General features: G+C 53.8%; 12 protein-coding genes. 7 read left to right on the top strand and 5 right to left on the bottom strand.

The window, feature by feature from the left end:
* Nucleotides 1-40: 40 nt before the first annotated feature.
* Genes AC2FIO_RS12085 through AC2FIO_RS12075 form a run of 3 tightly spaced genes read left to right on the top strand, consistent with a single transcriptional unit; the run spans nt 41 to nt 2,831 of the window.
* The gene (locus AC2FIO_RS12085; protein WP_058272118.1) at nt 41-574 is read left to right on the top strand and encodes a TRAP transporter small permease; all 534 of its coding nucleotides are present in this window, start codon (nt 41-43) and stop codon (nt 572-574) included.
* Nucleotides 575-578: 4 nt separating this feature from the next.
* A complete protein-coding gene (locus AC2FIO_RS12080; RefSeq protein ID WP_496697864.1) occupies nt 579-1,892 on the top strand; it encodes a TRAP transporter large permease in 1,314 nt (437 codons plus the stop codon).
* 6 nt (nt 1,893-1,898) lie between these two features.
* On the top strand, nt 1,899-2,831 hold the full coding sequence (locus AC2FIO_RS12075) for a hypothetical protein (protein WP_496697862.1): 933 nt from the start codon (nt 1,899-1,901) through the stop codon (nt 2,829-2,831).
* A 37-nt stretch (nt 2,832-2,868) separates the two neighbouring features.
* Here AC2FIO_RS12075 and AC2FIO_RS12070 read toward each other — a convergent pair whose 3' ends face one another.
* Complete coding sequence (locus AC2FIO_RS12070; RefSeq protein ID WP_496697860.1) at nt 2,869-5,661, bottom strand: bifunctional aconitate hydratase 2/2-methylisocitrate dehydratase; 2,793 nt, start codon at nt 5,659-5,661, stop codon at nt 2,869-2,871.
* A gap of 598 nt (nt 5,662-6,259) precedes the next feature.
* On the opposite strand from AC2FIO_RS12070, the gene AC2FIO_RS12065 reads away from it, so the two are divergent.
* Entirely contained in the window at nt 6,260-6,562 is a 303-nt protein-coding gene (locus AC2FIO_RS12065) for an SH3 domain-containing protein (RefSeq protein ID WP_282119409.1), read from the top strand.
* A 116-nt stretch (nt 6,563-6,678) separates the two neighbouring features.
* On the opposite strand, the gene AC2FIO_RS12060 is transcribed toward AC2FIO_RS12065, so the two are convergent.
* The gene (locus AC2FIO_RS12060) at nt 6,679-6,975 is read right to left on the bottom strand and encodes a YciI family protein (protein ID WP_496697858.1); all 297 of its coding nucleotides are present in this window, start codon (nt 6,973-6,975) and stop codon (nt 6,679-6,681) included.
* Nucleotides 6,976-7,062: 87 nt separating this feature from the next.
* Here AC2FIO_RS12060 and AC2FIO_RS12055 point away from each other — a divergent pair, with 87 nt between their 5' ends.
* On the top strand, nt 7,063-7,947 hold the full coding sequence (locus AC2FIO_RS12055) for a LysR family transcriptional regulator (protein ID WP_496697856.1): 885 nt from the start codon (nt 7,063-7,065) through the stop codon (nt 7,945-7,947).
* A gap of 376 nt (nt 7,948-8,323) precedes the next feature.
* On the opposite strand, the gene AC2FIO_RS12050 is transcribed toward AC2FIO_RS12055, so the two are convergent.
* Nucleotides 8,324-9,418, bottom strand: coding sequence for a tyrosine-type recombinase/integrase (locus AC2FIO_RS12050; protein WP_058281578.1), 1,095 nt, complete (start codon nt 9,416-9,418; stop codon nt 8,324-8,326).
* A 353-nt stretch (nt 9,419-9,771) separates the two neighbouring features.
* Here AC2FIO_RS12050 and AC2FIO_RS12045 point away from each other — a divergent pair, with 353 nt between their 5' ends.
* Entirely contained in the window at nt 9,772-10,206 is a 435-nt protein-coding gene (locus tag AC2FIO_RS12045) for a helix-turn-helix domain-containing protein (protein ID WP_496697854.1), read from the top strand.
* A gap of 616 nt (nt 10,207-10,822) precedes the next feature.
* Nucleotides 10,823-11,164 (top strand): hypothetical protein, encoded by a 342-nt coding sequence (locus AC2FIO_RS12040; protein WP_496697852.1) that lies wholly within the window; start codon nt 10,823-10,825, stop codon nt 11,162-11,164.
* Nucleotides 11,165-11,323: 159 nt separating this feature from the next.
* On the opposite strand, the gene AC2FIO_RS12035 is transcribed toward AC2FIO_RS12040, so the two are convergent.
* The gene (locus AC2FIO_RS12035; RefSeq protein ID WP_496697849.1) at nt 11,324-12,214 is read right to left on the bottom strand and encodes a DUF2950 family protein; all 891 of its coding nucleotides are present in this window, start codon (nt 12,212-12,214) and stop codon (nt 11,324-11,326) included.
* Nucleotide 12,215: 1 nt separating this feature from the next.
* On the bottom strand, nt 12,216-13,517 hold the full coding sequence (locus AC2FIO_RS12030; RefSeq protein WP_299665344.1) for a DUF3300 domain-containing protein: 1,302 nt from the start codon (nt 13,515-13,517) through the stop codon (nt 12,216-12,218).
* Between the last annotated feature and the right edge of the window lie 114 nt (nt 13,518-13,631).

The raw sequence follows: 13,631 nt of genomic DNA, 5'->3' as shown, positions 1-13,631 counted from the left end.
TGCCGCCCGTTTCCGTAGAATAACTAATAGTGGGGACAGCATGGCGGCACTACGAGGGCTAAGGTCCGTATTGGATTTCATTTATCAGGCGGCGGGGGTTCTGGCAGCGCTTAGCCTGATCGCCATTTTGCTGCTGATCGTTGTGCAAATGCTGGCCCGCTGGACCGGTGAGGTTTTTCCCGGCGCCCCTGATTACGCCGGCTATGCCATGGCCGCCGCGTCCTTTCTGGCATTTGCCAATGCGCTGAACCGAGGCAGCCACATTCGTGTGTCGATCCTGCTCAATGCGGTTCCCGATCGGGTTCGCCGCATCCTTGAAATATGGTGTTTTTCCGTGGGTGCCGCGGTGATGTGGTACTTTTGCTGGTATGCCTATCGTTTTGTCTATTGGAGCTGGAAGTTCAACGATATCAGCCAGGGTCAGGACAAGACTGCGCTGTGGATTCCGCAGTCTGCGATGCTGATCGGCGGGGTCATTCTTGCAATCGCCCTGACCGATCATCTGGTCCACGTCCTCTTCCGTGGCAATCACCGTATCGTCCGCGATCTAGCCGATCAGAGCCACGGGGAATAAGCGCATGGAAAACCTGTCTGTCATCATCCTCTTCCTCTTTGTTCTCTTCACCCTGTTGGGCACCGGTGTCTGGGTCGGTCTGGCGCTTATGGGCGTTGCCTGGGTCGGGATGGAACTGTTCACGACACGTCCCGTAGGCGACGTGATGATCACAACCATCTGGTCGGCGTCCTCGTCCTGGACCCTGACAGCTCTGCCGATGTTCATCTGGATGGGCGAAATCCTGTATCGAACGCGATTATCCGAGGACATGTTCAAAGGTCTGTCGCCGTGGATGGCACCTTTGCCCGGTGGATTGGTGCACACTAATATCGTGGGATGCACAGTCTTTGCCGCAGTATCCGGATCGTCGGCGGCGACACTGACGACCGTGGGCAAGATGTCGATCCCTGAACTGAGAAAACGCAACTACCCCGAGCGAATGATCATCGGCACATTGACCGGCGCGGCGACACTGGGTCTGATGATCCCACCATCGCTGACGCTGATCGTGTATGGCGTGACGATCAATGAATCGATCACCAAACTGTTCTTTGCGGGCATCTTGCCTGGATTGGTGCTGGCGACGATGTTCATGGGATACGTCGCAATTTATTCGAAATTCGGGAAAGACTGGAACCCAAACAGTGAGAGCAAACTGAGCTTTTCTGAGAAGCTCAAGAACTCACGCTTCTTGTTGCCGGTAATCCTTCTGATCATGGTGGTGATCGGGTCGATGTATCTGGGCTATGCCACCGCGACCGAAGCCGCCGCCTTTGGCGTGATCGGTGGTCTGTTGCTGGCCGCAGGGCAGGGGTCGCTGAACTGGAAGACGTTTACCGAAAGCCTGATGGGCGCCACCCGGACCAGTGCGATGATCGCTCTGATCCTGGCAGGGGCCGCGTTCCTGTCTTTGTCCATGGGATTTACGGGCCTGCCGCGCGGTCTGGCTGACCTGATCGCCGGGTGGGAGCTGACGCGGTTTGAGCTTTTGATGGTCCTGCTGGTCTTCTACATCATTCTGGGGTGTTTCCTTGACGGTATCTCATCAGTCGTTCTGACCATGGCCGTGGTGGAACCGATGATCCGGGACGCGGGTATCGATTTGATCTGGTTCGGTATCTTTATCGTGGTTGTCGTTGAAATGGCGCAGATCACGCCGCCGATTGGCTTCAACCTGTTCGTGATGCAAGGCATGACGAACCATGAGATGAGCTATATCGCCCGCGCGGCAATTCCGATGTTCCTGATCATGGTGGTGATGGTCTTCGTCCTGATCTGGTTCCCGGAACTGGCCACATGGCTGCCGGAAAACCTTAGGCAAAGCCCGGGCGGGTAGGGGGCATTGAACCCACTTCATCTGGCGGCGCGTAACGGTCCTTATGTTCTTGTCGCAGGGCTGGCCGCCGGATTGCTGCTGCCCGCGCTGGCCGAGCCGATGCAGGCGGTCTTGCCGCCGCTTGTCGCACTGCTGCTGTTTCTGACGGTCCTTAGAATTGAGCCTTCTTTGTTGTTGGGGTCATTGGTCGATTTGCGCCAGGTGGCAAGTACAGTGATCGCGTTCCAGCTGGTTTTGCCGCTACTAGTTGTGACTATTGGCATAATCGGTGGGTGGACCGGCACGCCGGTCTTTCTGTCGCTGCTGGTCATGGCCGCGGCTCCGTCCATCTCGGGAAGTGCCAATATGTGCCTGATGATGGGACATCCGGCAGAACACGCCATGCGCCTGATGGTGATCGGGACCGCCGTATTGCCGTTGACCGTGTTTCCCATCTTCGTTCTGATACCCGAGTTGGGAGACTTTCAATCCGTTCTGATCGCCGTCTTGCGCCTGTTTTTGACAATTGCGGGGGCGACTGTTGCCGCCGTGTTGTTGCGCCTCGCGTTTCTGAGAAACCCGTCACAAACTACCCTCAAAAATCTTGAAGGGTTGGCAACGATCACCCTCGCTGTCTTTGTGATCGGCTTGATGCCGTCCGTGACCGCGACTGCGCTTGTTGATCCCGGGCTTGCGGCCTTTTGGGTGGGGTTCGCATGCCTGGCCAATTTCGGCGCGCAACTGGTGATGTATTTTCTGACACGCAACCGAGTGGCTGCCGAAAAAGCCACCGCATTGTCCATTGTCGCCGGAAACCGGAATGTCGCGATTTTCCTGATTGCGTTACCACCCGAGGTGACATCGCCACTTTTGGTGTTCATCGGGGCCTATCAGATCCCGATGTACCTGACCCCCATTGTAATGCGCCGTTTTTACCAAGCTTCGGCCAAGTTGGGGTAAAACGGGTGCGGCAACATTCGCCGCGCCCCCTATTGTACTAGAAATGCACAGAACGGGCAGTACCGGGAACTTCCATCGGTGGCGCAAATTTGGTCAGGTCGATGCCTTCGACCGCAACCTTATATTCCTCCAGCGTCGGCGTACGACCCAGAATGGCTGACAGAACAACAACCGGAGTTGAACCCAGAAGGGATTCACCCTTCTTTGTCTCACTGTCCGCTACAACACGGCCTTGGAACAGACGGGTGGACGTGGCCAGAACAGTGTCGCCTTTGGCAGCTTTTTCCTGGTTGCCCATGCAAAGGTTACAGCCCGGGCGTTCAAGATAGAGGATATTCTCGTACTCGGTCCGAGCGGTTTGCTTGGGGAACAGGTCATCGAATTCAAAGCCTGAATACTTCTGCAGAATTGCCCAATCACCTTCTTCTTTCAGCTCATCAACGATGTTGTACGTCGGTGCAGCAACAACAAGCGGGGCCTTAAACTCGACTTTGCCATACTCGTCTTCGAGATTGCGCAACATCTGGGCCACGATCTTGATGTCACCCTTGTGCACCATGCAGGAGCCCACAAAGCCCAGATCAACCTTCTTTTCGGCCGCATAATATGAGATCGGGCGGATCGTGTCGTGAGTATAGCGCTTAGACACGTCGGCATTGTTCACATCGGGGTCGGCGATCATCGGTTCGACGATCTGATCCAGATCCACAACGACTTCGGCAAAGTACTTGGCGTTGTCATCAGGGCGCAGGGCCGGTTTTTCACCCGAGCGAATTTCGGCGATACGTTTGTCGGCGATGTCGATCAGGCCCTGCAGCATTTGAACATCGTTGTCCATGCCCTTCTCGATCATGATCTTGATCCGCGACTTGGCGATTTCCAGCGATTCAATCAGCGTATCGTCGTTCGAGATACAGATCGACGCCTTGGCCTTCATCTCGGCCGTCCAGTCGGTGAAGGTAAAGGCCTGATCCGCCAGCAGCGTACCGATATGCACTTCGATGATGCGACCCTGGAATACGTTGTCGCCGTGTTGCGCCAGCATCTGCGCCTGCGTCGCGTGCACCACGTCGCGGAAATCCATGTGCGGTGCCATTTCGCCCTTGAACGTCACCTTGACGGATTCCGGGATAGGCATTGTCGCCTCACCCGTGGCCAGCGCTAGCGCAACCGTGCCCGAGTCCGCACCAAAGGCCACGCCTTTGGACATCCGCGTATGGCTGTCGCCGCCGATGATGATGGCCCAGTCATCCACGGTGATGTCGTTGAGCACCTTGTGAATGACGTCCGTCATCGCGTGGTACACGTCCTTGGGATCACGCGCAGTAATCAGGCCGAATTTGTGCATGAACGCCATCAGGCGCGGCGTGTTGGCTTGCGCCTTGAGGTCCCAGACCGAAGCTGTGTGACAGCCGGACTGATAGGCACCATCGACACTGGGTGACAGGACGGTGGCAGCCATAGCCTCAAGCTCCTGGCTGGTCATCAGACCGGTGGTGTCCTGAGAGCCCACGATATTGACTTTGGCGCGCACGTCAGAGCCGGCATGTAACACTTTGCCCGGGGTCGCTCCGCGCGCATTTGCATTAAAGATCTTTTCGACAGCCGTTAGCCCCTGACCTTCATGGCTGACTTCCTTCGCAGGGGCGAAGGCCGACTTCAGTTCGATGCCCAGCGTCTCACACGCAAATGTCTGCAGTTTCTTGCCAAAGACGATGGCATAAGAGCCGCCGGCTTTCATGAACTCCATCTTTTGCGGGGTGAATGAGCCGGCCATGTCGACCAGTTCTTTACTGCCATCCGCGCTATAGAGCTTTTTCTCTTTCGTGTTGATGGTCAGCACGGTGCCGGTCTCAACCGAATAGCGCTGTTCAAGGATTGGGTTGCCGTCGTTGTTGAGGATCGACTGGCCATCCTCGTCCACTTTCTTGACCCAGTTCTTCAGGTCGACACCGATACCACCGGTAACGCCCACGGTTGTCAAAAAGATGGGCGAAATGCCGTTTGTGCCGGCCACGACAGGTGCAAAATTGACGAAAGGTACGTACGGGCTGGCTTGCTTGCCGGTCCAAAGCGCCACGTTGTTGACCCCCGACATCCGCGACGAACCAACGCCCATAGTGCCTTTTTCCGCAACCAGCATCACGCGCTTGTCGGGGTGCTGCAACTTCAACGCTTCAATCTCTTTTTGTGCGGCCTCGGAAATCAGGCATTTGCCATGCAGCTCGCGGTCGGAACGCGAATGCGCCTGATTGCCTGGCGACAGAAGGTCAGTGGAGATGTCACCCTCGGCTGCAATATATGTGACAACTTGGATTTCTTCGTCCACGTCGGGCAGCTTGGTGAAAAATTCGGCTTTGGAGTAGCTCTCAAGGAGATCCGCAGCGATCTTGTTGCCCGCCTCATAAGCGGCTTTCAGGCGGTCTGTGTCAGCCTCGTACAGGAATACCTGAGTTTTCAGAACCTCACCCGCCTGAACCGCTGCGTCCTGCTTGTCGCCCAATGCAACATCCAAAAGCACGTCAACCGACGGTCCGCCCTTCATGTGGGACAGAAGTTCGAACGCGAATTCTGGCGAGATTTCCTCAACAGTTACCTCGCCGACGATGATGGACTTCAGGAACGTTGCCTTCGCACCCGCAGCACTGGTTGTGCCGGGCAACGTGTTGTAAATCAGGTGGTGCAGCGAATCTGCGCGATGCGGATGACCAGTATCCTTGATTTGTTCGATGATTTCCTCGACCAGCGCACCATCGTCGATGGGTTTCGGGCTAAGCCCTTGTTCTTTGCGCGTTTCAATTTCATCCAAGTAGTCTGAATACTGGCTCATGGCTGTTTCCGCTTTGTGTGAATCTGCTGCTGTTGAGAGGCGTGGGGCAACCCGCTCGATCATATTTGTATGCACCGGTATACAATTGCCGCCCAGGTTTCAAGGTACCGCTTTGGAAATTTACCGGTTTTGTTTCATCACTGTACCCAGTTCAATTTCTGAATGCCGGGCGAAACCTTCTTCAATACGATTATACCGAGATCCGGCAGTAGAATTCTTGAAAACCTCGAACCCAGTCTCAACGGCATGGAGGCCTGCGGATCAAGGCTACCGGGCGCGGAAATTCCTGAAGCTAGGCGATGAAGTCCGACCGATGCCCCCAACGTAGGTGAGGACCTGCGTCAGCCATGCATTCGGACGCTGCACGTCCGGGGAGCGGATGAGGACAACCAATACAGGTTTTAAACCAACGCAGCCGAAGGCCAAGTGCCGGGAGAACATCCGTAAACTAAACATCCGTTTTGCCCTTACGACGCGCTATTTCAGGCTAAGCACACTTTGGACACCGGTCGGCGTCCTAAAGTTATTGCTTGGAATCGTTCCGCTTGTCGATCCGGTTCGTTAAGATGATGTCCGAGGCAACAAGCAGGAAAAACCGATGCGCAACGCAATTTTCTTTCACCTGGCGGTATTTGTTCTAGGGATCTTTATAACCACTGAGGCTGCAAAAGCGGCCTCACTTGGACGATACGAGGTTTTTGGTGTCGAAGAGGGTGACATGCTGAAAATGCGTGCTGGGCCGGGAACGGGGTATATCGTTATCGTTGGGCTTCCAAATGGAACCGCCCTGCGGGTTCACAGTTGCGAACAAACTGGTGGCACCCGTTGGTGCCGTGTGTCGCTTGATCGCGCGCGTCAGCTCAAGGGATATGTGTCCTGGGCCTATTTGCGAAAATTATGATGTGACAATTCCGGGGGCCACCGTTCGTGCAGCGCCGAGAAAGGTCGATAAAATCCATCTTTGCTGTTGGGCTATCCGGCGACTGTTCTTCTTGGCCGCCGAAAGCAATACAGTTTCTAGATCAGTCGCGACCCTGCCGAAAAAACCAGCCTCCAGGGGATTATTGAGTAGGACGCACGTAAACCTGTCTCCCAGAAAGGATCTTCTTTGATTAGACTTTCTGCGTCTTCTATTGAGTCCACATCGACCAGCCAAAGCCCATCGCGCCCTTGTTTTTCGGGATCTGACAACGGACCGGCCGCTTCAATCTTACTTGCGTGACGTTCAAGGAAACTTAGATGCTGCGCCATATGATTTTTACGGATGCTAGGGTCGGCTTGCGGTGCATCTTCGAAGAGAATGATGAAATTCATAAGCTGTTCTCCTATTTGGAACACCATCATTAATGCACAGCAGTTTCGCCGATTGAATTGGATATTTTGCCAGTCTAGTCTGCAGAAATGCAGAGCACAAACTGGGATGATCTCAGATATTTCCTAGCCCTTTTTCGCGGCGGCAAGCTGAAAGCCGCCGCACAGGCGACAGGGGTGAACGAAACAACAGTGGCACGCAGGGTCAAGGCGCTTGAATCTGATCTTGGCCTATCCCTGTTTCTAAGTAGCGCTGCGGGACGATATGAACCCACCGATGCTGCCTTGGACATTCTCAGCTACGCTGAAACCATGGAGTCCGCGAACCGGGCGCTGCAATTACGTGCAGACAGGACGGCAGATCACGTGTCAGGAGTCGTTCGGATCACCTCTGTACCGGTCATCATCAATCGCGTTCTCGTGCCCCAAATTGACGTGATTGGCCAGTTGCACCCTCAATTGACGATCGAGCTGTTTCCAAGCTCGGACAATCTAGACCTTTCCAGGCGTGAGGCGGATCTGGCCCTGCGGTTTGCCCGCCCATACGAGGGTGGCTTTCGCATTAAGGCCCAGAAACTGGGTGAGCTGCAATTTGGCGTATATGTAGATCGAAAGATCTCAGCAGATGACGCGGAAAATCTCGGCTGGATCACCTATGATGATGCCAACGCCAGCCTGCCGCAGGCCAAATGGCTTGAGAAAACGATCTATGCTTCAAGCACGCGGCGTGCCAATATCCGGGTGGCGGACGTCGAAACCGCACTGGAAGCGACGGCAAATGGTCTAGGGAAAACACTGCTGCCATCGTTAATCGCGGATGGCGACAAAAGGCTCCGCGCCCTCTTACTTGATGATCAGACAAATCCGGTCGCCCGCGATGTATGGCTGTTGTCACATGTCGACCAAACTGGGCGAGCGTCGATTTTGGCCGCAAAAAAGTGGTTGGTAGACATCAAATGGTCCGGTCTGGATTGAAAGCCCCGGAACGTTTCTACGAACCGCCTTGCGGCCAGTTCCAAGGTGGCATTGGATCGCGTCTCGGCTTTGGCGAAAGCTTCGGAATGCGACGCCGCGTACCTAATAGCCCCGAGCACCTGCGTAAAGCTGCCAATGCGATAGAGTTCGGCCAATGCTCGGGTTCAGCGAAATTTGGATCACTGTCCTGAAAACAACAAAGGCGCCCTTGGGCGCCTTGTTTTATTGGTCGGAGTGAGAGGATTCGAACCTCCGACCCCTGCCTCCCGAAGGAACGGGCCTGACTTTAACCCATTGTAATTATTGTAATGTACTATCATTTCACTGTTCCTTTGTTCACGTTTGTACCGATCTATATCCGGAAATGATCTGGATATCAGATTGCATCCGCCGCTCCTCTCTGGTGATCAGGGTGATGATGCCCATAGTTCTTCTCAAGCGTTTCGTGGGTCATACCCAGGAAGCCGCAGGCGTCCCACTTGGGCGCCCCCTTTTGCATTAGCCAGGTCGCACAGGTGTGCCGCAGAGTGTGTGGAACGACTTTTCGGTCCCCCTCGGTCTCCAAGCCTGCCGCCACAACGGCAGTCCTAAATGCGCGTTTGACGTTCTGCAGTGACTTGCCGCGATGGGTGACTACGAATTCGTCTACCGGAAACCGCCTTCGTCGGCATAGCAGGTGCTTCTTCAGACGCGCAGGCAGCCTAGAACTCGGGCGTTCCTTTTTCGTGCGGCGCCGTCCAACGGGGTTCCAGTAGATGATGTTGCTATGAAAATCGATATCAGACCAGCGCAAGGATAGGATCGCCTCCTTTCGCTGGCCGGTCAGCAATCCGATCCTAAGAAACAGAGTCAGGTGCTCAGTCTTTGACTCGGTCGGCACGCCATCCTCCAGAGGCGTATCGAAGCTCCGCGATACCCGGATTAGCCTTAGCGCTTCATCACATGTCAGGAATCGGATACGACCCTCGGGTTTCGGAGGTAGTCGGACCGTTATTTTGCGCGTGATTAGCTGATCTTCCTCGGCACGCCGGATAGCAGTGGAGAGCAAACTGAGCTCCCTTCGCAAGGTGCCGTCCTTCAGCCCCTTGTCTCGACGGCTCTTCCGGCGTTTCTGGCAGTATTCTTTAATGAGCACATCGTTGATATCGCCCACGGCATAGCCATCAAAAAACCTGATGATTGGCTTTGCTGCATTGGCCAAACGCTCCGGGTCAGTAACGTCGTCAAATCGCTTCGCCAGATAGTGCGAAACTGCGTCAGTCACATAGAATTCGTGTGGCTCGACCGCGCGATCCGGCCTGAAGCGCCTTAGCTTCCATTCTGCGAAGTAGAGTTCAGCCTGGTCGCGATCCCCAGTGCCAGTCGAGTGCTCACGGCTGCGTCCCCCTTCGGTCCAGTAGATGTACCAATTGCCATCGGCGAGGCGTTTTCGGTCGCGTGCAAGGCGGGGCGGGGTCGGTTTGCGGGGCATGCTTTCACCGTAAATTGATCGAGGTATCGTTCCCACGCACCATTGGGAATCTTGGGGTTTCGTCGGCCTGGGGCTGTATAAATATGATCCAGCATGTCTTCGCGGATTAGATAGCGAACGTTGGAAACGGGGATGCCCACTCGTTCAGCTAATTCCCTTGGTGTCTCGAGAATTTTTTGCAATTTCAACTCCTCAATGACTGCACACATATCGAGGCAAAATTTTCGTTTTGCGTTCAGATCGAAACAAAACTACGATAATGCTACCTAAAACGAACCAAATGCCTCTATGAGCGGTTACATTGAATAGAGATAACCATAATCGTGGTCAATGCAACCACAAAAAGGTACATCATGACTGTTCCTGACCTAGGGGTGCGCCTTGCGGCTGTCCGAACCGAGGCGCGTCTGTCACAAGAAGAAATGGCGCAACGACTTAGCATCAGTCGAAGTGCATATCAGTACTATGAACGTGGCCAACGCGACCTAACCGCCACCCTACTTCTGAAGGTTTATGAAGAATTCGATGTCGATCCGCTCTGGATGCTCGAAGGGGACACTGCTGAAGGCAAAAGCCGCCGACATTCGGAAATGGCGCATGCCTATCGTAAACTTGGAATCGCAGTTGAGCACAGAATAATTAGTCGCGGCCTTGTTGTAGCACCCGAAAAGAAATGGGACGCTATAGATTTTCTTTTCAAAGAAGCTCTGAGCCCCGAAACGATTGAGGGCCTTAACCAAGTGCCCGATATAGCCAGAATTGACACCATCTTAAGGTTAGTCGCTTGATGTTAGAGAACGAAGTTTTGCGAAAAGCCGAGCAATTGAGGCCGCGCAAAGTGGGCGTGTTGGGCAAGGTAGATAGCATCCTAGAAGAGACCCAACTTGATGCACCGTACCAACCTGGAAGCTCCAACGGAGTTAGGCCGACTAGAGGTTGCCCGAATGCCACGGAATGTGAGGCCTGCGGAGGGATTGAGTATCTTTCTAGAGAGTTTTGTCGTTGCGGCCATTATTTACGTGGCCAACTAGAAGACGAGTACTTGTCATGGGTGCGTAGGCTGGAGCATGAGGTTGAGGAAATATCTACGGATTATTTGCAGAAGCAGAAGAAGTTGAAAAAAGGTTTGATGCTTACAATTCTTCTTCTCACCCCTCCGATAGCCGTTCAAGTTACCAGCCCAGATCTACTAGGGCTTTTCGCGTACCTTTGGATACTAGCCGGGCTTGTTGTTGTGTGTATTCTTGCGTTTATAGAAGCAAGACTTGCGCGCCCAACCAATGATGCTTCTGAATTTCTGCAAAACTCCTCTCTCCAAGTCTATCTGGAACACAGAAATCTAATCTTGAACTCAAGTCCGGATGCTTCTGGATAGACTGGTTCCCTCAAAAGTATGATGGAAGCATGAGTTTTAGTTCTATCGATTTATTTGCAGACTGCTGCGGCCTTTCGCTCGGGCTTAGGATTTGCATTCCCTGGAACTTGTACTTCAACATTTGGTTGCAGCGCGTGTTTGCCCTGATAGGATCATTGAAAATAAGAGATTTTTTCAGGCTAATATTCAGCGCCTCGACAGGCTCGTTGAGCCCGTTGCTGCCGTTTAGCGAGAGTCGGTCTTTCGCATATGCGGTAGGTCAAAAACCGCACATTCCGGACGTTCAAATTCCAGTGTCGGATGGCAAGGCTGCGGACTTTTCAGTCATTGACTCGAAACGTGTTAAGGCAGAAGAATGGATCAAACCGTAAGATGGACAATTTGCAAGCCGTTACAATGTGTGTTGCAAGAGCGATCCAGGCTGAACCTGTTCGGGTACACGTAACCATCGAACTGAAGCTTGTTACACGATCCGCAAATAGTGGCCTCAGCAAAGCATCAGAGCTTAATCGCCACTATCAATCCAAACATTACTCGACCGGTGACCAATTAGTGTCTGGATCATAGGCAGTAATTTCAGCAGCAATACTGAGTGTTTCCGGGCCAAAATCTGCCTCGTAGACTATGCCGTTTTCGCCAACCAGAAAGGAATGGACACCAGTTTCTCCGTAGTCTGCCGGTATTGCCAGCAAGGCATGTCCTGCAACGAAGTGATCCCCGGCGAAATAAGGGTAGGCACCCCCGGGAGCGTTAGGGCCCTGCTCTTGCAGGATTGTGTAATAATAGCCAAGAAACGGCTCGGCTTCATAGTCAGCCTGACCGTCACTCCACCCCGAAGCTGCGGCGCGGGCAAGCGCCGCACCGACAAAGCTGTCTTTTCCAGGCCAGAAGAGACCGTTTTGCTCTTCGGGATCAGAAATGATCGTCTGAGCGAATTCCATAACGCCATTCCCATTATGGTCCACAAGCCGGAAAGCTGCCTGCAGATCAACATAGGCCTCAAGCAATTCGATCACTTCCAACTCATTCAAGCCTATTTCACGAGCTGAAAGTTCCTCGATCCCAGCTTCCAGGTCAAAGCGCCAACCATCATCTTTTCGCAAAATTGGGATAGGAAAAGGCCAACCGTCTTCACCCAGAAGAAGTACAACGCCATCGTCCTCAGGCCGGAAACGATACCCCTCGGCATACCTGCCAAGCATTTCCTGCCTTCTTTCTTGATCTTCCGCCGGATCACCCGTTCCAACCAGATCCTCGGCTTCAGGCCCGAAAATTTCGATCAGCTTGCTCTGATCATTAGCCTTCAACGCATCAACAAAAGCATCCAGTGCGGTTTGCGGCGTATCAAATCTGGCTCCTTCAGAGAGAGCCGGGCTTGTGGTCGCGGCAAGCAACAAAATTGAAAATACTGATCTACGCATCTTACCGTCTCCGCTTGCCTTTAGCGGCGTGTCCACGATTGGACGCGCTTTGAGTTCTGCTGCCGGACGCCTTTTTCTTCATCGCTTGCCCTTTGGATGCCGCGGGCTTGCGCTGCGTCGATGCGGCTTTCTTCGCCTGCGGCTTTTTGGCGGTCTGCGGTCTTTGTGCGACTGGCTTTTTCGCCGCATCTGGACGTTTGGTACGATCAATGGCCTGTTGCTTTGCAGCGGCCTTATCCCGATTTGCGTTGCTCCGGTTCGCTAATGCCCCGCCTGCTACAGCCCCCGCACCGGCACCGACCGCAGCTGCTGCCGCCCCGCGGTCCCGGCTAATATCTGTAGCACCAGATTCTCGGCTCAACTTTGCACGCAGCTCATCCGTGCGACCGTCAGGACGGCTAACCGGCAAGTCGCCGCGGCCACCTTCAGGTCTTTTATGGTCCGCTATTTTGTTCCGGGCCTCCTGTTGCCGGTCAGGATCGGGGTTCCATCCGATATCCGTTCGGTCACCTAAATCTATATCATTGCCGATATTGACGTTGCCATCGACGTCTATGTCGATGTTTGGATTTCTGTAAATCGGACCACCGCCCCAGCCACCGCAATTTCGGCACCCCCAATAGTCATACCAATCATCGTCGTCGTCAAAAATTTCGTCGATCAGGGCAACGGCGCCAAACGTTAGTAGTGCTGCGCCCACAACATCCCCGGTTGACGGGCCAGTATAAACCGTCTCGGGATTGTATTGTGGGACGTATACCGTTTCGGGTTCTGTCGGTGTAATTACTACTGTGTCGTCGTCAGACACTTCGACAGTTTGCTCGGGACCTGAAACAAGAGCGCCGCTGTCAATTGCCTGATCCCGCATGACCTGCACCGCATCCATCACATCATCGGACTGGGCCAACATGGCTGTGCCGACTGTCTCGGTCCAGTCGATATGGGTGGCCATCTGACCAACAACTTCGGGAAACGCCGTCGCCAATACGCTGACAGAAGGATCCCATCCCATTGCTTCGATTTCCGGCTCAAGTTCAACGGGGTCGCGGTCGGCGTTATCCAGCAAATACCGCTCAGCCTTAACAATTTCCAATGGCTGGGTGGCCGCGACAAATATCTGTATGAGTAACGTGTCGGGATAAAGAGCAACCGGGGCGACCAATGTCTGCAACTCAGCATCAGTTAGCAGGCTGGACGAGGTTGCCGAGGTATCATCTTTTCCCGCCACATCTTCGGACGACTCTTGCGCTAACGCGAAAGTAGATACGCAAATACCGAATGCAATTAATAGAAACCTAAACATATTGCGATCCTTCGATTTCTTGAAGGATCACCTAAGACTGCGATTCTGGCAACCGGTCAGTCAAATAGACGGTTTTGGGATAATAATGTCCCCCAAACCAAGTTTGAGCGAGCG

The organism is Ruegeria sp. CDSB086, from assembly GCF_059611065.1.
The sequence above is the reverse complement of the archived record's forward strand: the minus strand, read 5'-3'. Positions and strand labels throughout refer to the sequence as shown.